Below are 21,697 nucleotides of genomic sequence, written 5' to 3'. Positions count from 1 at the left end.
GTCGCACGCGGTGGGAGCAAGCTGGGGCGTGACGATCGAGGGGGATCACGATGTTCACACCGGATGCCGCGTTCAGCGGCTTCAGCATCGACGACACGGATGCGGCCCGCACGTTCTACGCGGACGTGCTCGGCCTGACGGTCGTCGACAATCCCATGGGCTTCCTGGAACTCGAGCTCTCGTCGGGGGCGCGCGTGCTGCTGTACACGAAACCGAATCATGAGCCGGCGGCCTACACCGTGCTGAACTTCCCCGTGACCGACATCGACGCGGCGGTCGACGACCTCCGCTCTCGAGGGGTGGAGACGAAGATCTACTCCGACGAGGAGTTCGCCACCGACGAGCGAGGCATCCTGCGCGGCGGCGGGTACGGCCCCGACATCGCGTGGTTCACCGACCCCGCGGGCAACGTGCTGGCGGTGCTGCAGCCCTGACGCGGGTCAGGGCAGCTGCGGCCAGGTGGCGGGACCCGCGGATCCGGCCGGATACTCGTCCAACGGCGTCTCGCCGCGTCGCCATGCGTCCAGCACGGGCTGCACGATGCGCCAGCACTGCTCGGCCGCGTCGCCGCGGACCGCGAGGGCCGCGTCCTGGTCGAGGATGCTGGAGAGCACCTCGCTGTAGGCGAGGAGAGCGCCGTCGCCGAGCGTCACCTCCACGTCCTCCCGCACGAGCGAGAACGGCTCCTCGTTGCCGTTGACGTTCAGGCCGAGCGAGATCTTGTCGGGGCCGAGCGAGAACCGCAGGGTCGAGCCGGGCGCGTGCCCGGTGAAGCCGGCGGGCAGGTGGCGCACCGGCCGGAACGTCAGCACGATCTCGGTGTCCTTGCGTCCGAGCGCCTTGCCCGAACGGAGGGTGAAGGGAACGCCCTCCCAGCGGGCCGTTCGCACCTCGAGGGTGACCTCCGCCAGCGTCTCGGTCTCGCGGGCGGGGTCGACGCCGGGCTCGTCGGCGTAGGCGGGGAGCTCCTCATCACCCACGCTGCCCGCGGTGTAGCGGGCGCGGCGGGCGGAGCACACGGCGTTGTCCTCCCACAGCGATGTCGCACGGAGTGCGGCCGCGGTCGCGTCGCGCAGATCGGTCTCGTGCAGGGTGGCCGGGGGTTCCATCGCCACGATCGCCATGACCTGCAGCAGGTGGCTCTGGATCATGTCGATCAGGGCGCCCGCCTGGTCGTAGTAGCCGGCACGGTCCTCGAGCCCGAGCGTCTCGTCGAAGCGGATGACGACGGACTCGACGTCCTCGGCCGACCACGCCGGCTCGAACAGCCGGTTGGCGAAGCGCAGACCCAGCACGTTGAGCACCGTGGAGCGGCCGAGGAAGTGATCCACGCGGAAGATCTGGTTCTCGGGCACGACGCGGCGCAGGGTCTCGTTCAGCGATCGGGCGCTCGCCTCATCCGTGCCGAAGGGCTTCTCGAGCGCGAGGGTGAGCCCTTCGGGGAGATCCATGCCCGCGAGCTGTTCGCACGCGGCCTCCGCGACCTGAGGCGGGACGGCGAAGTAGAACACCGGCCGGCCCTCGACCGCATCCAGCACGCTCTTCAGGTCTTTGGCGTCGGTCGGATCGGCGACGATGTAGCGCGCGTCCGCGACGAGACGGTCCACAGCCTCCCCGTGGCCCTCGCCCACACCCGCCTTCAGCAGGTCGCGCCACTGCTTGTCGCTGAGCTCCCGGCGGGCGGCGCCGAGCAGGTGGACGGTACGGCCTGGTTCTCGATCCAGCAGCTGAGCGAGCGCGGGAAGCAGCAGCCGGGACGTGAGGTCGCCGGTGGCGCCGAAGATGACGAGCGTGGTGTCGGTCACGAAGGCCACGTTAGTCCCCGCTATGAGTTGCCGCGCCGGACGCGGCCCAGGCCGCGCGACACGGCATGATCGGACCATGAGCGCCCCGATCGAGGACTACGCCGTCCTCAGCGACTGTCGCACCGCCGCCCTGGTCTCGCGCGAGGGCAGCATCGACTGGTTCTGCGCACCGCGGTTCGACTCCGCATCCGTCTTCGGCGCGCTTCTCGGCGAGAACGAGCAGGGCGCGTGGCATCTGCGACCGGAGGACGCGGATGCCGTCGCGAGCCGGCACTACGACGGCGACACCTTCGTGCTCGTGACCCGGTGGGAGAGTGCGAGCGGTGTCGCCGAGGTGCACGACTTCCTGCCCATCGACGGAGGACGCGTCGACATCGTGCGCCGCATCGTCGGCATCAGCGGCGTCGTCGAGTTCACGACGCATCTGCGCATCCGCTTCGACTATGCGCGCGCGATCCCCTGGGTGCGTCAGGTGGGGGATGCGGCGGAACCGGCGCTCCACGCGATCGCCGGTCCGGACGCACTCGTCGTCCGCGGCGTCGCGCTCACCCCGCACGGGCGGGCGCACCGCGGGCGCGTGAGCGTCAGCGCGGGTCAGACGGCCGACCTCGTGGCCACCTGGAACCCTTCCTACCTGCCGACGCCCGCGCCGCTGGACGTGGATGCGGCCCTCGAGCACACGCGGGCCTGGTGGACCGGCTTCGCCGCATCCATCGATCACGACGGACCGCATCGCGACGAGGTCGTGCGTTCTCTTCTCGTCCTGCGGGCGCTCAGCCATCAGGACACGGGCGGCATCGTCGCAGCGGTCACCACGTCTCTCCCCGAGCAGATCGGGGGAGAGCGCAACTGGGACTACCGGTACGTCTGGCTGCGTGATGCGGCACTCACCCTCGAGGCGCTCGTCGCGCACGGGTTCCTCCAGGTCGCCGAGCAGTGGCGGTCCTGGCTCATCCGTGCGATCGCGGGGGATCCGCGCCAGATGCAGATCATGTACGGCGTCGCCGGCGAGCGCGACCTGCCGGAGCGTCAGCTGACGAGCCTGCCCGGCTACGAGGGATCGGCGCCGGTGCGGATCGGCAACGGTGCGGTCACGCAGTATCAGGCCGACGTCGTGGGTGAGGTCATGGTGTCGCTCGAGGCGGCTCGCGTGGCAGGCGTGCCCGACGACCCGCTCGCGTGGGCGCTGCAGCGCGCGCTGCTCGACGGCGTCGAGGCCCGTATCGACGAACCCGACAACGGGATCTGGGAGGTGCGCGGCGATCCGCAGCGCTTCACCCAGTCGCGCGCGATGATGTGGGCCGCCTTCGATCGCGGCGTACGGGCGGTGCGCAGATATGGGCAGGACGGACCGGTCGCGAAGTGGGAGGCGCTGCGCGACCGGCTGCGTGAGGAGATCGACGCCCACGGGGTGGATGCCGCATCCGGAGCGTTCGTGCAGCACTACGGCTCGACGGAGGTCGATGCCTCCCTGCTCCTGCTGCCGCAGGTGGGCTTCTGCGAACCCGACGATCCGCGCATGGTCGCGACAGTCGCGCGCATCGAGGCGGAGCTCATGCCCGACGGGCTCGTGAACCGGTATCGCACGCAGACCGGCGTGGACGGGTTGGCGGGCGGCGAGCATCCGTTCATCGCGTGCACGTTCTGGCTCGTGGAGCAGTACGCGCGGGTGGGGCGGGTCGACGACGCGCGGACGCTCATGGACCGCGCCTGCGAGACCGCGAACGATCTGGGGCTGTTCTCCGAGGAGTACGACCCGACAGCCCGCCGGCAGATCGGCAACACGCCACAGGCGCTGTCGCACCTCGCTCAGGTGCGCGCGGCCGATGCGATGGGCGGGCACGGCGGTCGCGCCGCCCATCGCACCTGAGGTCGCGTTTCGTCTCCTCGCTGAGCTCGTCGCTCAACGACCGGCGGGGTCAGCACCGGTCGTTGAGCGAGCGAAGCGAGACGAGACGCGGGATCAGCTGCGCGAGAGCGCCTCGGACAGCTTCACGCGTGCCCCCATCCGCAGCAGCGAACGGCTGTAGATGCGTGAGCCGACCCAGATCGCCAGGACGCACGTGATCGCGAGGACGACGAGCGAGACCAGCGGCTCCCACCACATCGCGTCGCCCAGGTAGAGCCGCAGCGGCATCGCGACCGGAGCCGAGAACGGCACGTAGGACATGATCGTCAGCACGAGCTGGTTGTCGTTGAAGAAGATGACCAGGAAGTACGGCAGCATCACGAGCATCGTGAGCGGTGCCGTCGTCGAGCCGATGTCCTCCATGCGCGACACCATCGCGCCGGCCGCGGCGAACAGCGAGGCCAGCAGGATGAAGCCCAGCAGGAAGAAGATCGCGAACCACACGATGGGTCCGCCGAGCCCGGTGAGCACGAGATCCTGCCCCGTCATCGACAACCCGACGATCGCGATCGCCGCCAGCACCACGATCTGACCCATCGCCAGGATCGTGTTGCCGATGACCTTGCCGGCCAGCAGCGCCCGCACCGGGATGGCGGAGATCAGCAGCTCGACGACGCGGGTCTGCTTCTCCTCGACGACCGACTGCGCGATCGTGCCGCCGAAGGTGGATGCGGCCAGGAGGAACACGACGCCGAATCCGAGGGCCACGAAGTAGCGCAGCAGGAAGTCGGTGCTCGAGGGCTCCAGCAGGTGCACCGGCGGCGACTGGCTGAGCAGCGGGAGCAGCCCGGAGGGCAGATCGTCGTTGCCCACCACCGTGTAGTCGAACGAGCCGGAAGCCGTCACGTCCGGAACATCCGCGGTGGGGACGAGAGCCGCCTCGACGGTGCCGTCGGTGACGAGCGCCATGGCGGCGTCGGAGGAGTCCGCATCCGTCACGTCGAGTCCCGAGACACCCGAGACGACGGATGCGGTCGCCGGCGTCACGGCCACCTTGATGCCGCTCGTGTCGCTCGCCGTGAACCCGCCCCAGACGACCGCGCCGAGGGCGAGCACGAAGAGGATGACGGTCGAGATCACGAACGACTTGCTACGCAGCTTGGAGCCGATCTCGCGTTCGGCGACCAGCCAGACGCTCTGGGCGGTGGTGGGGGCTGCGGGGATTCTCGCGTTCATCGGATGACCTCCCGGAAGATCTGCGTGAGTGTGGGACGTTGCGGCGAGAAGGCGTCGACGTCTCCGGACGCCGCCGCGCGGGAGAGGACGGCGCGGGCGACCTCGGGGGAGGCCTCGAACACGGCCTCGCCGCCGGCGAGCTCGACGACGGTGACTTCGGGCACGTCGCGGAGCCAGCCCAGGTCGCCGCCGGTGACGAGCTCGAAGCGCGGTGAGCTGTACTCGGCGCGGAGCTGCTCTCGACCGCCCGCCGCGCGGATCGTGCCGCCCGCGATGATGACAAGGTCGTCGCAGAGGCGCTCGACGACGTCGAGCTGGTGGGACGAGAAGAGCACGGCGACTCCCGACGCGGCGCGCTCGGCGAGCACGCCCGCGACGACCTCGACCGCGAGCGGGTCGAGGCCCGAGAACGGCTCGTCGAGGATGAGCACCTCGGGGTCGTGCACGAGCGCTGCCGCGATCTGCGCGCGCTGCTGGTTTCCGAGCGAGAGGGTCTCGACCGTGTCGCCGAGGCGCTCGCCGAGTCCGAGGCGCTCCAGCAGCTTCTCCGCGTTCGCGGTGGCGGCGGCCTTGCTGTAGCCGTGGAGGCGAGCGAGGTAGGCGATGTGCTCGCCGACCTTCATCTTGGGATACAGGCCGCGCTCCTCGGGCATGTATCCGAAGCGGCGACGGTCCTCGCTCGTGATGGGCGTGCCGTCGATCTCGACCGTGCCCGCATCCGCCGAGAGCACGCCCAGCGCGATGCGCATCGTCGTGGTCTTTCCGGCGCCGTTGCCGCCGACGAAGCCGGTGAGCCGGCCGCTCTCGACGGTGAACCCGACATCGTCGAGCACCCGGCGTGTGCCGTAGTTCTTTGTCACTCCTGACAGGCGCAGCATGCGTCCTCCTTGGTCCGTGCTCCGACGTTACGTCCGCCGCATCCGAGCGCACCTCCCTCCCCGGACGGGTTCGTGACCTCCCCCTTCCGGCGGAGCGGCCTTCCTCGGCGGATGCGGTCGAGAACCGCGACATCTGCACGACGCGCGGTGCAGGAGTGACCGGGCGGGGTGGATGGGACGCCCTCGGAGCCACCCGTCGTGCAGACGTCGCGCTGCACGGGGTCCGGCGGGTGCCGCATCCGGGGGCCTGGCGGTGCCGCATCCGGGCCGCTCAGCGTGGGCGGGGCGCCGCGCGACTGCCGCAGCCGCGCCAGAAATGCGCGGCCGCGGCAGAGATCAACAGGTGCATGTGCGCAGAAGTGGCGCATCTGCGCACATGCGACGCAACTCGGGCAGAGAGGTGCTGAGGGTGAACGGAGTCAGGCGAGGCCGTGGCGATGGGCCAGGACGACGGCCTGCACCCTGTCGCGGGCGCCGAGCTTGGCCAGCACGTTGGACACGTGGGTCTTCACCGTCGCCTCGCCGATGTAGAGTCGCTCGGCGATCTCACCGTTGGACAGCGCATCCGCCATGAGGCGGAGCACCTCCTCCTCGCGCTCGGTCAGCGGGCTCGAGACCGGCAGCGGTTCGGGAGCGGATGCCGAGACCGCCGGGTTCGCGAACCGGGCGATGACGCGACGGGTGACCTCCGGGGCGAGCAGCGCGTCGCCGGCGGCGACGACCCGCACGGCGGCGGTCAGCTCCTCGGGTCCCGCGTTCTTCAGCAAGAACCCGCTGGCACCGGCGTCGAGCGCGGCGAACAGGTAGTCGTCGCGGTCGAAGGTCGTCACCACCAGCACGGCCGAGGGGATGTCGGGATCGGCGATGATCCGCCGGGTCGCCTCCAGCCCGTCGAGGTCGGGCATCTGCACGTCCATGCAGACGACGTCGGGACGCAGGGCGCGGGCCTGCGCGATCGCCTCGGCACCCGTACCCGCCTCGCCGACGACGTCGATGCGATCGTCGAGGGTCAGGATGGTGCGAAAGCCCGCCCGCATCATGGCGTGGTCATCGGCGAGGACGACCCGGATGCGGCCGCTCACCGGGCGTCCACCGCGACGAGCGGGGTGAGGGGAACGCGCACGCGCACGACGAATCCTCCGCTGGATCGGGGTGCGGCGTCGATCGTGCCGCCGGATGCGGCGGCACGCTCCCGCATTCCGATCAGGCCCATCCCGGGCGTGATCTCGGCCACCGGGCGGCCGGTGTTGGCGACCTCCAGCTCCACCCCTTCGGGGCCGTAGCGCAGACGCACGTCGGCGCGCGCGCCGGGGCCGGCGTGACGGCGGGCGTTGGTGAGCGCCTCCTGTGCGATCCGGTACAGGTTGACCTGGACCGTGTCGGGCACGTCGCGCTCCTCACCGATGATGCGCAGCTGCGAGGCGACCCCCGCCGCGCTCGCCTCGGCGACCAGCTTCTCGAGCCCTTCCAGGCCGACGGATGTCTCCTCGCTCGTGTCGCCGGGCGTTCGAAGCGTCTCGAGCAGGTGCCGCAGCTCGCTGAGAGCTGAGCGCGCCGACTCCTCCACGCGCGCCAGCGTCGCGCCGGCGGCCTGCGGATCCTTGCTCATCACCATGCGCGCCGCGCCCGCCTGCACGCCCATGAGGGAGACGTGGTGGGCGACGACGTCGTGGAGCTCGCGGGCGAGCCGCACCCGCTCCAGCGCCACCGCCTGCTCGGCGCTGCGTTCGCGTTCGCGTTCGAGCTCCGCGGTGCGCTCCTCGAGCAGCGCGCGCTGCTGCCTGCTCGCCCAGGTGCGCTCGCCGAAGAAGTACGCGCCGCCGAAGTAGAGGGCGTTGATGAGGAGCGTGAGCAGCATCGAGGCGACGTACGGCGAGAAGGCGCCCGCACGCGAGACGCCGTCGATCTCGATATCGCTCGTCGCGTCGACGAACATCGTCACCATCAGCCACACCGCCATCCCGGCGATGATGCCGATGCGGGTCCACATCGCGCGCCGCCGGTTCGGCGACCAGGCGCCCACCGTGTAGATGGCGATGAACATGGCGATGTTGCCCGCGTAGATCTCGGGGACGCGGAGGGTCACGGCGGCGAAGTATGCGCCGCAGACGACGACCGCGACCGTGGCCGGCCAGCGTCGGCGGACCGCGAGCGGGACGGCGAGCACGAACGCGTAGGCGACGGCGGCGGCCATCGAGCCCTGGTGCTCGCCGTAGATGCCGGCGACGGAGGAGAGCGCAGCGCTGATCAGCGCGCCGATGCACATGGCGGCGGCCAGCAGGAGGTCACCGCGCTGTTGTGCGGGCGTAAGCGGCAGCATCCTCCCAACCTAGAGCGGGCCGTCGGATGCGGCATCCCCCGCCAGACGGAGAGCATTGACGCCCCGGGGTGTCTCTCCCACCGGTGTTCCCCTGTCTCAGATCGACGCCGCGGCGTCGATCTGAGACAAGGGAACGGAGGCGGTCAGCCGAAGATCATGGGGCGGTCGTCGTCGTCCTCGTCGCCCGCGAAGTCGAGGTCGACGACGACGGGCACGTGGTCGCTGGGGATCTCGCCCTTGCGTTCGTCGCGGTGGATGGCCGCGCCCGCGACGGCATCCGCGAAGGCGTGCGAGCCGAGGATGAAGTCGATGCGCAGGCCCTCGTTGCGGGGGAAGCGCAACTGCTTGTAGTCCCAGTACGTGTAGCCGGTGGGCACGAGCGGGCGGACGGTGTCGCTGAGGCCCGCATCCAGCAGGGCGCGGAACGCCTCGCGCTCGGGAGGCGAGACGTGCGTCGTGACGCCCTCGACGACGGTCGGGTCGCCGTTGTCGGCATCGGTCGGTGCGATGTTGAAGTCGCCGACCAGGGCGAGCGGCAGATCGGGGTTCGACGTGAGGGTCTCGCGGGTGTATCCCGTGAGCGCGGCGAGCCAGTCGAGCTTGTAGAGGTAGTGCGGGTCGTCGAGTCCGCGACCGTTCGGGACGTACAGGCTCCAGACCCGCACGCCGTCGATGGTCGCACCGATGGCGCGGGCCTCCTGCGGGAGGTCGGGCCCTTCGTGCCCCTTGAGGAACCCGGGCATGCCGGGGAAGGCCGTCTCGACCTCGGTGATCGGCTCACGGCTGGCGATCGCGACGCCGTTCCACTGGTTCAGGCCGTGGGCGACCACGTGGTAGCCGGCCTCCTCGAAGGCCGCGTAGGGGAACTGCTCCGGCTTGCACTTGATCTCCTGCATGGCCAGGACATCGATGTTCTCGCGGACGCAGAACTCCACGGTGCGAACGACGCGTGCGCGGATCGAGTTGACGTTCCAGGTGGCCAGGCGCATGCGTCCAGCCTAGAACCCGGGCCCGACGCCGCACGCCGGCGACCGAGGAACTGTACACCTTTGGACTGGTTGTCCACAGTGGCGAATTGCGCCCGCTGCCGGCGGGGTATCTTCCTCGCATGCGCACGCCACTTGCCGAGCTGTTCACCCGCGTCGACGAGCTGAACGCTCCGGATTCGCCGTTCGTCTTCCGTGCCGTCGGGGACCGCATCCAGGGCACCTGGGACATCGCGCACGTGCAGTACGTCGCGCTGCTGGGCGCGGGGCAGATCGACGACGCCTACTCGATCGAGGTGACCTTCGACGAGGATGCGGGCACCTTCGACACCGACGAGACGCAGACCACCTCGAAGATGTCCGGAGGGTTCTCAACGGACTGGTCCTTCCACTTCGGCGGGAGCACCTCGACCTTCACGGGCAAGCAGTCGCGGATGAGTCGCAGCGTCGTCACCGGCACGCGCGTGACGACCCCGGAGCGTGACGGCACCTCCGCCAGCTGGTCCTTCGACACGGACCGCATCAAGCAACCCCTGTTCGACTTCCTCGCCGCGAACGGCTGGGAGAAGAAGAAGGGGTTCTTCGGCCGCCTCTTCGGCGGCTGATCCCGGTCGTCCCCTCATCCCGTCGAACCCTGAAGTCGAACCCGGAAGTCGAACCCTGAAAGAGGAGCATCATGACCCAGCCCATGCCCCCCATGTCCCAGCCGCCGCAGCAGTCCGTTGCTGCTCCGAACGGCTCGTACCCCGGCAAGACCCTCGGAATCGTGGGTCTGATCGTCTCGTTCTTCGCGAGCCTGATCGGCCTGATCCTGTCGATCGTCGCCTACGCGCAGTCGAAGAAGGCCGGCTACAAGAACACCCCGGCGCTCGTCGGCATCATCCTCGGCGCCGTCTTCCTGGTGATCGGCATCATCGTGGCGATCAGTCTGGGAGCCGTCTTCGCCAACCTCATCTCGCAGTGCGCCGACCTCGGACCGGGAACACACCTGGTCGACGGCGTCACCTACACCTGCTCCTGAGCGGCGCGACCTCGCGTAAACGCGTTCCCTGCCTCAGGCGAGGTCCATCCCCGGTCCATCTGCGGGTCGGGGCGTGAATCCGTTGCGCTCGTAGAAGGCCCTCCGGCCGCGCGCCGCGAACAGCTGCACGTCCTCGACTCCCCGACGCCGCGACTCCCGTACGAGCGCATCGAGGATGAGCGCTCCCGTGCCGCCTCCTCGCGCCTCGGTCGCCACGATGAGCTCGGTGACGAAGGCGTGCAGCACGCCGTCGCTGATCAGGCGGCCCATGCCCACGAGCGCGCCCACGTCGTCGCGCGCCGAGCACACGACCCAGCTGCCGGCCAGCGCCGTACCCAGCTCCTGCGCCGTGCGCTCGCCCCATCCGGTGCTCGCGTAGAGGGCGGCGAACTCGTCGGCCGTGGGCGGTGTCATCGTGAGGTGCACCATCGGACGCTATCGCGTTCGTTAGTCCCGGTGCGCATCGGGGACGGAGGCGGTGCCGTGCGGCGTAGCCTGCGCCCATGACGGTGCCCCGAACGCTCCGCGTGACCCTGCTGGTCGTGGCATGGTTCAACCTCGCCTCCGCGCTGGCGGGGATGATCGGGCTGACCGTGGGCGGTGGGATGGGTATGCCCCTCGAATGGCTCGAAGGCACGCCCTTCGCCTCGTACTTCTGGCCCGGCGTCATCCTCGGTGTCATCGTCGGCGGGATACAGGCGCTCGCCGTCGTCGCGCAGTACCGTCGTTACGCCCTGGCCTGGGGTCTGCAGGCTGCTGCGGGGCTCGTGATGATGGTCTGGATCTTCGTCGAGCTGGCGATGCTGCTGGTCTGGTCGCCGCTGCACGGTATCTACTTCGCCACCGGCCTGGTGCAGACCGTGCTCGCGGTGCTCGCCCTCGGTGCGTGGCCCCGTCCGTTCCTCTCGCGCACGCCCGCGGTGCGGATCGGCCCGCGCCCCTAGACTCGACGGTGTGACCGCCGCATCCACTTCCGAGCTCGAATCCGACCGCCAGGCGCTCATCGCGCTGATCGGCGCCGAGGCCGTCTTCCACGGTGACTTCACCCTCTCGAGCGGGAAGAAGGCGTCGTACTACGTCGACATGCGCAAGCTGACGCTCGACCACCGGGCGGCCCCCGCGATCGGCCGGATCATGCTCGATCTGATCCGCGACGTGGACGGCGTGGTCGCCGTCGGGGGCCTCACCCTCGGCGCGGACCCCATTGCCAACGCGGTCATGCACGAGTCGGTGCACGCGGGCACGCCCCTTGACGCGTTCGTCGTGCGCAAGGAGCCCAAGGACCACGGCCGCGGTCGCCAGATCGAGGGCGCGGACGTCGCGGGCAAGCGCGTGGTGGTCGTCGAAGACACCTCCACGACCGGCCAGTCTGCACTGAAGGCGGTCGAGGCGCTGCGCCGTGAAGGCGCCGAGCCCGTCGCCGTCGCCGTGATCGTGGACCGCAAGACCGGAGCCCAGGCCGCGGTCGAAGCCGAGGGTCTGCAGTGGCTCGCCGCGATCGACCTCGACGATCTCGGTCTTCCGGCTCAGTGATGGCTGTCGCCAGCATCCGCAATTCAGGAGATCTGTGTTCTGCAGGACGGATGCGGCGCGATCGTCCTGTTCACGGGATTCCTCCTGCGGGGCGGTGCTGACGATGGATGATCGCACCCTCATCCTGCTGGTCGCGCTCGTCATCACGGCGGGCGCGCTGGTGACGTTCATCCTGCAGCTCATCCGGTTCCTGCGCCGCGAGCGTGACGATCGAGAGCGCGACGACAGGGAGCCGCGCGACGACTGAGATTTCGCAGCTGTGGATAATCTCTGCGCGGCCTGTGCGCCTCGTGGCAGCCTTCCGGGACACCCCTCGGAAAGGACATACGCATGAAGAAGCGCACTCGCCTCGCTGCAGGACTCCTCGCCGCCGCGGCTCTCGCGGGAGCCGGGACCGCAGTCGCCGCCCCGGCGTTCGCCGACGAAACCGTCGTGCTGCACGGCTTCCCGACGAAGGGCATCTGCCAGGTCGCCGAGCAGGTCACAGGATGGGCCATCAACGCCTCGGGTCACCAGGTGTACGCCGGTGACTCCTGCGCCTACTGGGGCCCCGACAAGCTCTACGGATTCAGCATCACCTACCGCTGACCCAGGCCACAGAAGATCCCGGTTTCACGAGGAGCGGGTCCAGCCGGATACCGCGACGACGGCGCAGCTCATCGCTTTCCTGGCTGCAGACGGTCTGCGTCTCGACTGTCAGTGCGAGACCACTCCGAGTTCGATGATGAGTACCCCGACCGCGATGAGGACGATACCGACTCCCATCCTGCGGGTGAGAGCTTCTTTGAAGAACACCCGCGCGCCGACCGCGGTCAGTGCAACGCCGCAGGCCGCCCAGATGCCGTAGGCGATTCCGACCGGTACACCGGCGGCCAGTGCAACGGCCAAGAGCCCGAAGGCGAGGGCATAGCCGGCGGCGATGGGGGCGATCCATGCCTTCTTGCGAAGGCCCTCGGAGGCGCGCAAGGACAGCGTGGCAGTGACCTCCGCGAGGACCGCTCCGGCGAGGATGAGCCAGGTCACGGAGCCACCTCCGGGTTCGTCGAGACGGTCTTCTCGTGCCCCGTTTCGACGAGCACGACTCCGACGATCACGATCGTGATGCCCAGACCGATGAGGAACGTGAACGGCTCCCCGAACACCACGGAGCCGAGCACCGCAGTGAGTGCCACGCCCGCCGCGGCCCAGATGCCGTAGATGACGCCGATGGACGCTCCCCGGCGCAGCAGCGCGGACAGCGCGACGAAGGCGCCGATGTAACCGACCACGGTCAGCGCCGTCCACCATGCGTTGTCTATCGCGGCGCGGAGCGCCAACGTTGCGGTCACCTCCAGCGCAATCGCCGTCGCCAAGATCAGCCAGTTCTTCATCCATCGCTCCTTCCGGGGCCCTGCGGGGGTCGCGGCAAGACTATCGATAGTTGGTCAATCGACAAAGTCGAGTGACCATGTCGTTTGACATGTGACGGGTCGAGGGCTCTACAGTGCTTGTATGGCTGATCACGGTTCGACCCGCATGAGCCTGGCTGAGCGACGCGCGCAACTCCTCGACGCAGCGACGACGGTGATCAGCCGGCGAGGCCTCGCGGCGGCGAGCACACGGGCGATCACGGAGACCGCCGGAGTTCCACAGAGCGTGTTCCACTACTGCTTCGATTCCAAGGCAGCGCTCCTTCGCGCGCTGCTCGAGCGGGAGAACGAGCGCATCCAGGCGATCGTCGAGGCGAGTCCGCCGTTCTCGGTGCCCCTCCGCACCGCACTCGAGTCCGCGTTCGTGGCGCATCTGCGACGGGTGCAGGCCGACCCGTGGCACTTTCTCGCGTTGAGCGAGCTCGGTGTCCACGCGCGCACCGACGACGAGCTCCTGCCTCTGACGCAGCGTGCGCGCCGACGCGATCTCGACGCGATTCGGTCGCTCCTGCAGAAGTGGCGCGCGAACCTCGAACCTCGTTCGGTCGAGGCCTGGGCATCCGTCATTCTGGCGGGAGTGGACGGGATCACCGAGGCATGGCTCACCGACCGTGACGACGATGCGGCGCTCCGGTCCGCCCAGTTGCTCGCCAGCGCGATGGAGACCCTGGGCGGCGATCCCGGTCTATCGAGGACGAGCACCTAGCTGTACCCGGTCATGAGGTTGGTGACATTCGGATAGGGAGAAGGCCTCCACGATTGGTGGTGTCTAACGTCACCGAAGTGGAGGCCTTCTCTTGGTCCACCGTAATGCGCGGCTCACTGTCGCGGGTCGTCTGATTCTCGTGCGCCGGGTTCTCGGCGGACGTCCCGTCTCGCACGTTGCCAAGGAGATGGGCGTCTCGCGTCAGTGCGCTCATCGCTGGCTGGCCCGCTACCGCGCTGCGGGCGAAGCAGGGCTGTCCGATCGGTCTTCGCGTCCGGTGTCGTCTCCGACGGCGACTGCCGCCGCGACAGCAGCCGCCGTCGTTGAGCTGCGCTCGCGTGAGCGGCTCGGGCGCGACGACATCGCCCGCGCTTGCGGGGCCAGCCCGCGCACCGTTTCCCGGCTGATCGCGAAGGCGGGGCTGCCGGCGCTGCACGAGCTGGATCCGGTCACCGGCATCGCGTTGCGCGCGTCACGGCGCACCCAGGTCCGCTACGAGCGTGACGCCCCAGGGGATCTGATCCACATCGATGTGAAGAAGCTCGGCCGCATCCCCGAAGGCGGCGGCTGGCGCGTCCAAGGCCCCGCCACGATCGACCATCACAGCGGTCGGGACCGGAAGGTCAAGCTCGGCTTCGACTACGTCCATGTCGCCGTCGACGACCACTCCCGCCTCGCGTTCGCGCAGATCCTGCCGGACGAGAAGGGCACCACCTGCGCAGCGTTCCTCGCCGCCGCGACCGAGTTCTTCACCCGTCACGGGATCCACATCCGTGAGGTCATGACCGACAACGCCAAGAACTACACCGTCTCGGCCGCGTTCCAAGGCCAGCTGTCCCTCCTCAACGCGAGGCACATCACCACCAAGCCGCACTGCCCCTGGCAGAACGGCAAAGCCGAACGATTCAACCGGACCATGCAGGAACACTGGGCCTACCGGGCCCCCTACGTCTCCAACCAGCACCGCTCCGAAGCGCTCGCGCCCTGGCTCGAGCACTACAACTACGCTCGAGCACACACCGCCTGCGGCGGCCAACCCCCAATCAGCCGGGTGTCACCAACCTCATGACCGGGTACAGCTAGCCCAGCGTTTCAGGCTCCCGCCATCGGTCTGCGGCCCAGGCGGGGACGCGCGCGATCAGATACCTTCGGGCATCTCCGACTCGACCGGCTCGGGGGCGATGAGCTCGGCGACCGAGGTGAGCACCTCGTCGGGGCGGAAGGGGTAGCGCTCGATCTCGGCCGGGTCGCTGATGCCGGTCATCACGAGCACGGTGTGCAGGCCCGCCTCGATGCCCGCGACGACGTCGGTGTCCATGCGGTCGCCGATCATGCCGGTGTTCTCGGAGTGCGCACCGATGCGGTTGAGGGCGGAGCGGAACATCATCGGGTTCGGCTTGCCGACCACGTACGGCTCCTTGCCGGTGGCCTTCGTGATCATCGCGGCGAACGATCCCGTCGCAGGAACGATGCCGTTGGGGGTGGGGCCCGTCGCATCCGGGTTGGTGACGATGAACCGCGCACCCGCGTTGATGAAGCGGATCGCCTGGGTGATCGCCTCGAACGAGTACTGGCGCGTCTCGCCGACGACGACGTAGTCGGGCTGCGTCTCGGTCATGACCACGCCTGCCTCGTGCAGCGCGGTCGTGAGCCCCGCCTCGCCGATGACGAAAGCCGAACTGCCGGGCATCTGCGACTTCAGGAACTCGGCCGTCGCGAGCGCCGAGGTCCAGATCCGCTCCTCGGGCACGTCGAGCCCCGAACGCTTGAGGCGCGCGCTCAGATCGCGAGGCGTGAAGATCGGGTTGTTCGTGAGCACCAGGAAGGGTGTGCCGGTGTCGCGCCACTGCGCGAGCAGCTCCGCCGCCCCCGGGATCGCCTGGTTGTCGTGCACGAGCACGCCGTCCATGTCGGTCAGCCAGCATTCGATGTCATCGCGCGTGCGCATGGCCTCAGCCTAGGGCTCCCGCGGGCGGTATCCGAGCCCGCGGAGCCAGGTCATAGCGGCGTCCGAGGGGCGGCCAGGCTACCCGGGCGCGAAGGAGTGCTCAAGAGTGGAGGGGGCACCTCACGCGGCGCACTAGGGTCGTACGCGTGAGCGCTCGCGAGGCGGATTGGAATCCGCACCGGCTGCCCGACCTGACGGGCCGGACCTACCTGGTGACGGGCTCGAACGCGGGCCTCGGGTACTTCGCCAGTGAGCAGCTCGTGAACGCCGGAGCGCGCGTGATCATGACAGGGCGCAACCCCAACCGGCTCGCCGCTGCTCGCGCCGCCGTGTCGGCACGCCTGCCGCACGCGACCGGCGCCGCCGAGACGCTGCTGCTGGACACGAGCAACCTCGGCTCGGTGCGCGCGGCGGCTGCCACCGTCCGTCAACGCGGACGTCTCGACGGCCTGCTGCTGAATGCCGGGATCGTGCATCCGCCCGCCCGGCGCGAGACCACGCGAGACGGCAACGAACTCGTGCTCGCCACGAACGCGCTCGGCCACTTCGCCCTGGCGGGCGCGCTGCTGACCACGCTCGCCGCCCGTCGCGGTCGGATGGTGTGGCTCGGCAGCATGTCGACCTCGATCTCGAAGTACGACCCCACCGATCCCCAGCTCGTCGAGCGCTACTCGCCGTGGCGCGCGTACGTGCAGTCGAAGGCCGTCACCACGGTCGTCGGCCTCGAGGCAGACCGGCGCCTGCGCGACGCCCGCGTGCCGGTGACGAGCGTGATCGCCCACCCCGGCTACTCCACGAGCGGCCGTACCGTCGGCATCCGCGGGGTCAACGAGCCCTCGCGCTGGGGTCGGTTCCTCGACAACCTGCAGGCTCCCGTCACGCAGTCCAAGGAGCACGGCGCCTGGCCGCTCGTCCGCGCCCTGGTCGATCCCGATGTGGAGGGCGGGCAGATGTGGGGCCCCGGGCGCGTCGTCACCGGCCTGCCCCGAGCCGCGCAGCCGACGGCGTTCCTGCGGGAGCCGGCGATCGGGGAGCGGCTGTGGCTCATGTGCGAGGCGGCCACGCGGATGCGGTGGCCGTTCGACGCAGCCCGCCGCTGAGGCGGCGCGCGCCGCATCCGCTCGCGTCAGGCGGAGAGCCAGATCGCGTGGTGCGCCGCGGGAGGGATGCTGATCTCGGTGCCGTCCACGCGGACGCGCAGGGCAGGAGCGGGCTCGAGCACCTCCACGCGGTGGTCGACGTCCAAGCCGCGGCGTTCGAGCTCGCGGAGCAGATCGGGATCGCGGTCGTTGACCCGCAGCACGCGGCCCACGTGCCCCGCCGCAGCGTCGGCGAGCAGCACGAACGGCACGCGCTCCACCTGGCCGAGCACGTCGGGGATGGCATCGCCGTGGGGATCGAAGCGCGGCCGCCCGAGGCGTTCGTCGATGCGATCGAGCAGCCGGTCGCTGAGAGCATGCTCGAGGATCTCGGCCTCGTCGTGCACCTCGTCCCAGGTGTAGCCGTACTCGCGTACGAGCCACGTCTCGACGAGGCGGTGGCGACGCACGATCGCCGCCGCGCGCGCGAGGCCCTTCTCGGTCAGCGTGATCGGGCCGTATCGGCGATGGCTCACGAGCCCCGCCGCGGCGAGCTTCTGCACCATCTCCGTGACGCTCGATGGCGCGAGCCCCAGCTGCTGCGCGAGCTGCGACGGCGTGATCCGCTCGTCCTGCCATTCCGTGTGCTGGTACACGACCTTCAGGTAGTCGTCGACGGCTGCGGATGTGGGCACCCCGTCAGGCTACCCGCCCGTGATGACGAGCCAGATGAGCAGCGCGTTGAGAGCGACCAGGAACACGGATGCGGCTGCTCCCGCGACGGTCGTCGCGATGCGGTTGCGGTACCGGCCGAGCAGGCCGCGCTGGGCCGTCAGCCAGACGAGCGGGATGAGGGCGAACGGGATGCCGAACGAGAGGACGACCTGGCTGAGCACCAGCGCGAGGGTCGGGTCGAGGCCGAGTCCCAGGATCACGAGGGCCGGAATCAGGGTGACGAGCCGCCGAGCCAACAGCGGCACGCGTACGTGCAGCAGCCCCTTCATGATCTCGGAGCCGGCGTAGGCGCCGACCGAGGTCGAGGCCAGCCCGCTCGCGAGCAGGCCCACGGCGAAGAGCGTGGCGACGACCGGTCCGAGCCCCGCCGACAGGGCCGCATACGCGCCCTCGAGGGAATCGGTACCGGGCACTCCGGCGAGGCTGGATGCGGCCAGCAGCAGCATGATGAGGTTCGTCGTGCCGGCGACGGCCATGGCGATCGTGACGTCCCACCGCGTGGCGCGCAGGAGGCGGCGCTCACGATCGGCGGGGGCGGCATCCGTCAGCGGGAAGCGGTCGCGCGCCAGCGAGGAGTGCGCGTAGATCGCGTGCGGCATGACGGTCGCACCCAGGATGGATGCGGCCAGCAGCACCGAGTCGGTGCCTTCGAAACGGGGCACCAGGCCCTGTACGAGGCCGTCCGCATCCGGCGGCGAGAAAATGATCCCGGCGCAGAAGCCGACCACGATGACGATGAGCATCGTGATGACGACGGTCTCGAACGCGCGGGCGCCGCGGCGCGACTGCACCGTCAGGACGGCCATCGACACGACGCCGGTGATCACGCCGCCCCACAGCAGCGGGATACCGAAGAGGAGATTGAGCGCGACCGCGCCGCCGATCACCTCCGCCACATCCGTGGCCATCGCCACGAGTTCGGCCTGCAGCCAGTAGAGCCGCCGGGCCCACGGGCGGCGGATGCGGCGGCCGAGGAGGTCGGGCAGGCTCTGGCCCGTGACGATCCCGAGCTTCGCGGACAGGTACTGGATCAGCCACGCCATGAGGTTGCCGAGCACGACGACCCACACGAGCAGGTAGCCGAACGTGGCGCCGGCGGTCATGTTCGCCGCGACGTTCCCCGGGTCGAGGTAGGCCACCCCGGCGACCAGCGCCGGCCCCAGCAGCCACACCATCCGACGCGCGGGCGCCTGGACGGGAGCGACGGTCAGAGTTTTCGGCATGCCGAAACCGTACCTCATTTTTCGGGATGCCGAAAAGAGCTGTTCCACGGGGTGAGAAGCGAACGCGGGCGCGGCTAGCCTGGGTGGATGACGGATGCGGGCGAGCCGGAGGACACCACCGCGGACACCGCTCCCGAGCACGGCGTCGGGCCCTGGGAGGGGCCGTGGCCCGACGAGGCGCACTTCGATCCGGACCTGCTCGCCGCGGGGGACCGCCGCAACGTGATCGATCGCTACCGCTACTGGCGCATGGAGGCGATCGTCGCCGATCTCGACGCGCACCGGCACGGATTCCACGTGGCGATCGAGAACTGGCAGCACGACATGAACATCGGCTCGATCGTGCGCAGCGCCAACGCCTTCGCCGCCGCGGAAGTGCACATCATCGGCCGCCGCCGCTGGAACAAGCGCGGCGCCATGGTCACCGACCGCTATCAGCATGTGCGCCATCACGACGACGTCGCGGCGTTCGCGGCATGGGCGGCGGCCGAACATCTCCCCGTCATCGCCGTCGACAACGTTCCCGGCTCCGTCCCCGTGCAGGATGCGGAGCTCCCCGAACGCTGCGTGCTCGTGTTCGGTCAGGAGGGGCCGGGACTCTCTCCCGAGGCTGTGGCGGCCGCATCCGGGGTCGTCGAGATCTCGCAGTACGGCTCGACGCGCTCGATCAACGCGGCCGCGGCCGCTGCCGTCGTCATGTACGAGTGGTGTCGCCGCTGGGCGCGCTGACGCGCATACGCTCCCGCAACATCGCGTGACGTGGACTGTTCCTCCCGAACTCCGGAGGACACATGCCGCACACGCGCATCTCACCCACCCGCCTCATCGCGGCCGTCGCGGCCGTCGCGGGCGTGGCGCTGCTGACACTCGCTCCCCGGGCCTTCGTTCATCCGCTGCGGGGCCGCGTCGTCTGGCTGCTGCAGGATCTCGCGGCGCCCGTCTTGACGTGGCTGCCGGGCGGGCCCGATCAGGTGCTCAACACGCTCTTGTTCATCCCGGTGGGTGCCACCCTCGCACTGCTGCTGCCGCGCCGAGCGTGGCTCGTCGCGATCATGGCCGGATTCGTGCTGTCGGCGCTCGTGGAGATCGCTCAGGAGTCGATCCCCGGCCGGGTGCCGGATGCCGGCGACGTGCTCTGGAACACCTGCGGCTGCGCGATCGGCGTGATCGTGGCGACGCTCGTCCGCGCCATCGGATCGGGTCAGCGCGGCAGGTGAACCGTGACCTGCAGTCCGCCGGTGGGGCGCGCAACCACGGCCAGCGTCGCCCCGTGTGCGCGCACGATCGAGGCGACGATCGCGAGTCCCAGGCCGGCGCCGGAACGGCCGTGTGTCCCGCGGGTGCGGCCCGCGCCGCGCACGAAGGGCTCGGTGAGGGTCGCGGCGACCTCGGGGGTCAGCTGCTCGCCGCCGTTCTCGACGATCAGTGTGCCCTCCCGCACGCGCACCAGCATCCATCCGTCGTCGACGTTGTGGACCACGGCGTTGCGCAGGAGGTTGGCGGCCAGTCGCAGCAGCAGCGCCTCGTCGGCGGTGACGATGGATGCCCGCAGATCTGTGTCGATCCGGATGCGGCCGGCGTCCGCATCCGGGCGGACGTCCGCGAGCGCCGTCTCGACGACCGCCGCCAGGTCCACCCGCTGCAGGGCGAGGGGTGCGCCGCGGCCCACCCGCGCGAGCGCGAGCAGCGCCTCCGTCGCCTCGATCGCACGGTCGTTCGTCGCTCCGATGCGGGCGAGCGTCGTGTCGATGTCGCGTCCGGCGGGGTCCGCTTGCGCCACCTCGACGAGCGTGCGGATGACAGCGTGCGGGGTGCGCAGTTCGTGTGACGCGTTCGCGGCGAACCGGCGCTCCTCGTCGAGGGTGCGCTCGATGCGGTCGAGCATCGCGTCGAGGGTGTCGGCGAGCTCGGTCAGCTCGTCGCGGCGTCCGGGCAGAGCGACCCTGTGGTCGAGGCGGCCATCGCGTACGAGGGCGACCGCATCCGTCATGCGCTTGAGCGGGCGCAGCACGATACCGGCGAGGATCCAGCCGCCGACGAGGCCGAACAGCACCAGCGCGATGATCGCCCAGACGGCGTAGCGCGTGAAGACCTCGAGCAGGTCGGCGCGGTTGGGTGCCCAGTCGCCGTCGGTGCCGAACAGGGCGCCCTGGGGCACGAAGCGCAGGACGAGAAGCCCGACGGCCACCAATGCGCCGCCGGCGACGATGAGGAAGCCCGCGTAGCTGAGCGCGAGCTTCAGGCGGATCGAGACGCCGACGCCGCGGGGCGTCACGGCAGCATCCGGTAGCCGACGCCCGGCACGGTCTCGATGACCCACGGTTCGCCGAGGCGCTTGCGCAGCGTGGAGATCGTGATCCGCACGGCGTTCGTGAACGGGTCGGCGTTCTCGTCCCACGCCCGCTCCAGCAGATCCTCCGCACTGACGACGCCGCCCTCGGCGCTCATCAGGACGTCGAGCACCGCGAACTGCTTGCGGGTGAGGGCGACGTAGCGTCCGTCGCGGAACACCTCGCGTCGGAATCGATCCAGAGTCACCCCCGCGCGCTCGGCCGTCGGAGGTGCGCCGGCTGCGGGGCGGCGCCCCAGCGCGCGCAGCCGGAGCACGAGCTCGCGCAGGGCGAACGGCTTGGTGAGGTAGTCGTCCGCGCCGCTTGCGAAGCCCCGCCTCCTTGTCGTCGAGCCGGTCGGCGGCGGTCAGCATGAGGATGCGGGGAGCCGCGGCTTCGACTGTCAGGCGGCGGGCGATCTCGTCGCCGTTGGGGCCGGGGATGTCGCGGTCGAGCACGACGACGTCGTAGGAGTTGACCGCGAGCTGCTCGAGCGCGGTGTCGCCGTCTCCGGCGATGTCTGCGGCGATCGCCTCGAGACGCAGCCCGTCGCGGATCGCCTCGGCGAGGAACAACTCGTCCTCGACGATCAGCACCCGCATGCGGCGAGTCTAGGTGGGAGCGCATATCGCGGACATA

At 69.9% G+C, this 21,697-nt stretch carries 26 protein-coding genes and 1 pseudogene; 13 read left to right on the top strand and 14 right to left on the bottom strand.

All coding sequences use genetic code 11. The features are described 5' to 3' along the window. Positions 1-50 precede the first annotated feature (50 nt). Positions 51-434, top strand: coding sequence for a VOC family protein (locus QE377_RS06555; RefSeq protein ID WP_307320876.1), 384 nt, complete (start codon positions 51-53; stop codon positions 432-434). Between the two features lie 6 nt (positions 435-440). Here QE377_RS06555 and QE377_RS06550 read toward each other — a convergent pair whose 3' ends face one another. Further along, complete coding sequence (locus tag QE377_RS06550; protein ID WP_307320874.1) at positions 441-1,805, bottom strand: glucose-6-phosphate dehydrogenase; 1,365 nt, start codon at positions 1,803-1,805, stop codon at positions 441-443. 76 nt (positions 1,806-1,881) lie between these two features. Here QE377_RS06550 and QE377_RS06545 point away from each other — a divergent pair, with 76 nt between their 5' ends. Further along, positions 1,882-3,675 carry a glycoside hydrolase family 15 protein gene (locus tag QE377_RS06545; RefSeq protein ID WP_307320872.1) on the top strand — a complete coding sequence of 598 codons (1,794 nt, stop codon included), beginning with the start codon at positions 1,882-1,884 and terminating at the stop codon, positions 3,673-3,675. A 93-nt stretch (positions 3,676-3,768) separates the two neighbouring features. On the opposite strand, the gene QE377_RS06540 is transcribed toward QE377_RS06545, so the two are convergent. From QE377_RS06540 to QE377_RS06520, 5 genes are all read right to left on the bottom strand, one after another. Next, the gene (locus QE377_RS06540) at positions 3,769-4,890 is read right to left on the bottom strand and encodes an ABC transporter permease (RefSeq protein ID WP_307320870.1); all 1,122 of its coding nucleotides are present in this window, start codon (positions 4,888-4,890) and stop codon (positions 3,769-3,771) included. Beyond that, positions 4,887-5,768, bottom strand: a complete 882-nt coding sequence (locus tag QE377_RS06535; protein ID WP_307320867.1) for an ABC transporter ATP-binding protein — start codon at positions 5,766-5,768, stop codon at positions 4,887-4,889. The genes QE377_RS06540 and QE377_RS06535 overlap by 4 nt, the downstream gene beginning before the upstream one ends. Positions 5,769-6,187: 419 nt before the next feature. Then, the gene (locus tag QE377_RS06530; RefSeq protein WP_307320864.1) at positions 6,188-6,850 is read right to left on the bottom strand and encodes a response regulator transcription factor; all 663 of its coding nucleotides are present in this window, start codon (positions 6,848-6,850) and stop codon (positions 6,188-6,190) included. After that, positions 6,847-8,088, bottom strand: coding sequence for a sensor histidine kinase (locus QE377_RS06525; protein ID WP_307320862.1), 1,242 nt, complete (start codon positions 8,086-8,088; stop codon positions 6,847-6,849). The genes QE377_RS06530 and QE377_RS06525 overlap by 4 nt, the downstream gene beginning before the upstream one ends. Before the next feature lie 143 nt (positions 8,089-8,231). Further along, positions 8,232-9,077 carry an exodeoxyribonuclease III gene (locus QE377_RS06520; RefSeq protein WP_307320860.1) on the bottom strand — a complete coding sequence of 282 codons (846 nt, stop codon included), beginning with the start codon at positions 9,075-9,077 and terminating at the stop codon, positions 8,232-8,234. Positions 9,078-9,196: 119 nt separating this feature from the next. Between QE377_RS06520 and QE377_RS06515 the strand changes: the two genes are divergently transcribed. Both QE377_RS06515 and QE377_RS06510 read left to right on the top strand, forming a co-directional pair. Next, the gene (locus QE377_RS06515) at positions 9,197-9,679 is read left to right on the top strand and encodes a hypothetical protein (protein WP_307320857.1); all 483 of its coding nucleotides are present in this window, start codon (positions 9,197-9,199) and stop codon (positions 9,677-9,679) included. Positions 9,680-9,750: 71 nt separating this feature from the next. Further along, entirely contained in the window at positions 9,751-10,095 is a 345-nt protein-coding gene (locus tag QE377_RS06510) for a DUF4190 domain-containing protein (protein ID WP_307320855.1), read from the top strand. A gap of 33 nt (positions 10,096-10,128) precedes the next feature. On the opposite strand, the gene QE377_RS06505 is transcribed toward QE377_RS06510, so the two are convergent. Continuing rightward, positions 10,129-10,509, bottom strand: coding sequence for a GNAT family N-acetyltransferase (locus tag QE377_RS06505; protein WP_307320853.1), 381 nt, complete (start codon positions 10,507-10,509; stop codon positions 10,129-10,131). 89 nt (positions 10,510-10,598) lie between these two features. On the opposite strand from QE377_RS06505, the gene QE377_RS06500 reads away from it, so the two are divergent. From QE377_RS06500 to QE377_RS06485, 4 genes are all read left to right on the top strand, one after another. Further along, entirely contained in the window at positions 10,599-11,039 is a 441-nt protein-coding gene (locus tag QE377_RS06500) for a hypothetical protein (protein WP_307320851.1), read from the top strand. Between the two features lie 10 nt (positions 11,040-11,049). Beyond that, positions 11,050-11,628 carry an orotate phosphoribosyltransferase gene (gene pyrE, locus QE377_RS06495; protein WP_234073942.1) on the top strand — a complete coding sequence of 193 codons (579 nt, stop codon included), beginning with the start codon at positions 11,050-11,052 and terminating at the stop codon, positions 11,626-11,628. 103 nt (positions 11,629-11,731) lie between these two features. Continuing rightward, complete coding sequence (locus tag QE377_RS06490; RefSeq protein WP_307320848.1) at positions 11,732-11,875, top strand: hypothetical protein; 144 nt, start codon at positions 11,732-11,734, stop codon at positions 11,873-11,875. Positions 11,876-11,958: 83 nt separating this feature from the next. Further along, the gene (locus QE377_RS06485) at positions 11,959-12,216 is read left to right on the top strand and encodes a hypothetical protein (RefSeq protein ID WP_307320845.1); all 258 of its coding nucleotides are present in this window, start codon (positions 11,959-11,961) and stop codon (positions 12,214-12,216) included. A gap of 108 nt (positions 12,217-12,324) precedes the next feature. On the opposite strand, the gene QE377_RS06480 is transcribed toward QE377_RS06485, so the two are convergent. Both QE377_RS06480 and QE377_RS06475 read right to left on the bottom strand, forming a co-directional pair. Beyond that, entirely contained in the window at positions 12,325-12,651 is a 327-nt protein-coding gene (locus tag QE377_RS06480; RefSeq protein WP_307320843.1) for a multidrug efflux SMR transporter, read from the bottom strand. Continuing rightward, positions 12,648-12,998 (bottom strand): multidrug efflux SMR transporter, encoded by a 351-nt coding sequence (locus tag QE377_RS06475; RefSeq protein WP_307320840.1) that lies wholly within the window; start codon positions 12,996-12,998, stop codon positions 12,648-12,650. Before QE377_RS06475 ends, QE377_RS06480 begins: the two co-directional genes overlap by 4 nt. Before the next feature lie 121 nt (positions 12,999-13,119). Between QE377_RS06475 and QE377_RS06470 the strand changes: the two genes are divergently transcribed. Beyond that, positions 13,120-13,743, top strand: a complete 624-nt coding sequence (locus QE377_RS06470) for a TetR/AcrR family transcriptional regulator (RefSeq protein ID WP_307320839.1) — start codon at positions 13,120-13,122, stop codon at positions 13,741-13,743. Positions 13,744-13,834: 91 nt separating this feature from the next. After that, positions 13,835-14,812, top strand: coding sequence for an IS481 family transposase (locus tag QE377_RS06465; protein ID WP_307319508.1), 978 nt, complete (start codon positions 13,835-13,837; stop codon positions 14,810-14,812). A gap of 69 nt (positions 14,813-14,881) precedes the next feature. Here the strand turns inward: QE377_RS06465 and QE377_RS06460 are convergent, their stop codons facing one another. Further along, positions 14,882-15,691, bottom strand: a complete 810-nt coding sequence (locus QE377_RS06460; protein ID WP_137418668.1) for an HAD-IIA family hydrolase — start codon at positions 15,689-15,691, stop codon at positions 14,882-14,884. Between the two features lie 146 nt (positions 15,692-15,837). Here QE377_RS06460 and QE377_RS06455 point away from each other — a divergent pair, with 146 nt between their 5' ends. Next, a complete protein-coding gene (locus tag QE377_RS06455) occupies positions 15,838-16,791 on the top strand; it encodes an SDR family NAD(P)-dependent oxidoreductase (protein ID WP_307320836.1) in 954 nt (317 codons plus the stop codon). Positions 16,792-16,817: 26 nt separating this feature from the next. Here the strand turns inward: QE377_RS06455 and QE377_RS06450 are convergent, their stop codons facing one another. Both QE377_RS06450 and QE377_RS06445 read right to left on the bottom strand, forming a co-directional pair. Continuing rightward, positions 16,818-17,465 (bottom strand): metal-dependent transcriptional regulator, encoded by a 648-nt coding sequence (locus tag QE377_RS06450; protein ID WP_307320833.1) that lies wholly within the window; start codon positions 17,463-17,465, stop codon positions 16,818-16,820. 9 nt (positions 17,466-17,474) lie between these two features. Continuing rightward, positions 17,475-18,728, bottom strand: a complete 1,254-nt coding sequence (locus QE377_RS06445) for an Nramp family divalent metal transporter (protein WP_307320831.1) — start codon at positions 18,726-18,728, stop codon at positions 17,475-17,477. An 87-nt stretch (positions 18,729-18,815) separates the two neighbouring features. Here QE377_RS06445 and QE377_RS06440 point away from each other — a divergent pair, with 87 nt between their 5' ends. Both QE377_RS06440 and QE377_RS06435 read left to right on the top strand, forming a co-directional pair. Next, positions 18,816-19,457 (top strand): TrmH family RNA methyltransferase, encoded by a 642-nt coding sequence (locus QE377_RS06440; protein WP_307320829.1) that lies wholly within the window; start codon positions 18,816-18,818, stop codon positions 19,455-19,457. Positions 19,458-19,519: 62 nt separating this feature from the next. Continuing rightward, complete coding sequence (locus QE377_RS06435) at positions 19,520-19,945, top strand: VanZ family protein (protein WP_307320827.1); 426 nt, start codon at positions 19,520-19,522, stop codon at positions 19,943-19,945. On the opposite strand, the gene QE377_RS06430 is transcribed toward QE377_RS06435, so the two are convergent. Together QE377_RS06430 and QE377_RS06425 are read right to left on the bottom strand one after the other, a co-directional pair. Beyond that, complete coding sequence (locus QE377_RS06430) at positions 19,930-21,003, bottom strand: HAMP domain-containing sensor histidine kinase (protein ID WP_307320825.1); 1,074 nt, start codon at positions 21,001-21,003, stop codon at positions 19,930-19,932. The genes QE377_RS06435 and QE377_RS06430 overlap by 16 nt on opposite strands. Further along, positions 21,000-21,660: pseudogene (locus QE377_RS06425) on the bottom strand (response regulator transcription factor). The gene QE377_RS06430 and the pseudogene QE377_RS06425 overlap by 4 nt, the downstream one beginning before the upstream one ends. Positions 21,661-21,697 lie beyond the last annotated feature (37 nt).

Source organism: Microbacterium sp. SORGH_AS_0862 (assembly GCF_030818795.1).
Classification (GTDB): domain Bacteria; phylum Actinomycetota; class Actinomycetes; order Actinomycetales; family Microbacteriaceae; genus Microbacterium.
Note: the sequence above shows the minus strand (reverse complement) of the source record. Positions and strands in the feature narration are given on the sequence as shown.

Excerpts from the sequence above, each read along its gene's own strand:
- QE377_RS06555 (WP_307320876.1), top strand. The coding sequence starts at position 51 with ATGTTCACACCGGATGCCGCGTTCAGCGGCTTCAGCATCGACGACACG.
- QE377_RS06545 (WP_307320872.1), top strand. The coding sequence starts at position 1,882 with ATGAGCGCCCCGATCGAGGACTACGCCGTCCTCAGCGACTGTCGCACC.
- QE377_RS06540 (WP_307320870.1), bottom strand. The coding sequence starts at position 4,890 with ATGAACGCGAGAATCCCCGCAGCCCCCACCACCGCCCAGAGCGTCTGG.
- QE377_RS06535 (WP_307320867.1), bottom strand. The coding sequence starts at position 5,768 with ATGCTGCGCCTGTCAGGAGTGACAAAGAACTACGGCACACGCCGGGTG.
- QE377_RS06525 (WP_307320862.1), bottom strand. The coding sequence starts at position 8,088 with ATGCTGCCGCTTACGCCCGCACAACAGCGCGGTGACCTCCTGCTGGCC.
- QE377_RS06520 (WP_307320860.1), bottom strand. The coding sequence starts at position 9,077 with ATGCGCCTGGCCACCTGGAACGTCAACTCGATCCGCGCACGCGTCGTT.
- QE377_RS06515 (WP_307320857.1), top strand. The coding sequence starts at position 9,197 with ATGCGCACGCCACTTGCCGAGCTGTTCACCCGCGTCGACGAGCTGAAC.
- QE377_RS06510 (WP_307320855.1), top strand. The coding sequence starts at position 9,751 with ATGACCCAGCCCATGCCCCCCATGTCCCAGCCGCCGCAGCAGTCCGTT.
- QE377_RS06505 (WP_307320853.1), bottom strand. The coding sequence starts at position 10,509 with ATGACACCGCCCACGGCCGACGAGTTCGCCGCCCTCTACGCGAGCACC.
- QE377_RS06500 (WP_307320851.1), top strand. The coding sequence starts at position 10,599 with ATGACGGTGCCCCGAACGCTCCGCGTGACCCTGCTGGTCGTGGCATGG.
- QE377_RS06490 (WP_307320848.1), top strand. The coding sequence starts at position 11,732 with ATGGATGATCGCACCCTCATCCTGCTGGTCGCGCTCGTCATCACGGCG.
- QE377_RS06485 (WP_307320845.1), top strand. The coding sequence starts at position 11,959 with ATGAAGAAGCGCACTCGCCTCGCTGCAGGACTCCTCGCCGCCGCGGCT.
- QE377_RS06475 (WP_307320840.1), bottom strand. The coding sequence starts at position 12,998 with ATGAAGAACTGGCTGATCTTGGCGACGGCGATTGCGCTGGAGGTGACC.
- QE377_RS06470 (WP_307320839.1), top strand. The coding sequence starts at position 13,120 with ATGGCTGATCACGGTTCGACCCGCATGAGCCTGGCTGAGCGACGCGCG.
- QE377_RS06460 (WP_137418668.1), bottom strand. The coding sequence starts at position 15,691 with ATGCGCACGCGCGATGACATCGAATGCTGGCTGACCGACATGGACGGC.
- QE377_RS06445 (WP_307320831.1), bottom strand. The coding sequence starts at position 18,728 with ATGCCGAAAACTCTGACCGTCGCTCCCGTCCAGGCGCCCGCGCGTCGG.
- QE377_RS06440 (WP_307320829.1), top strand. The coding sequence starts at position 18,816 with ATGACGGATGCGGGCGAGCCGGAGGACACCACCGCGGACACCGCTCCC.
- QE377_RS06435 (WP_307320827.1), top strand. The coding sequence starts at position 19,520 with ATGCCGCACACGCGCATCTCACCCACCCGCCTCATCGCGGCCGTCGCG.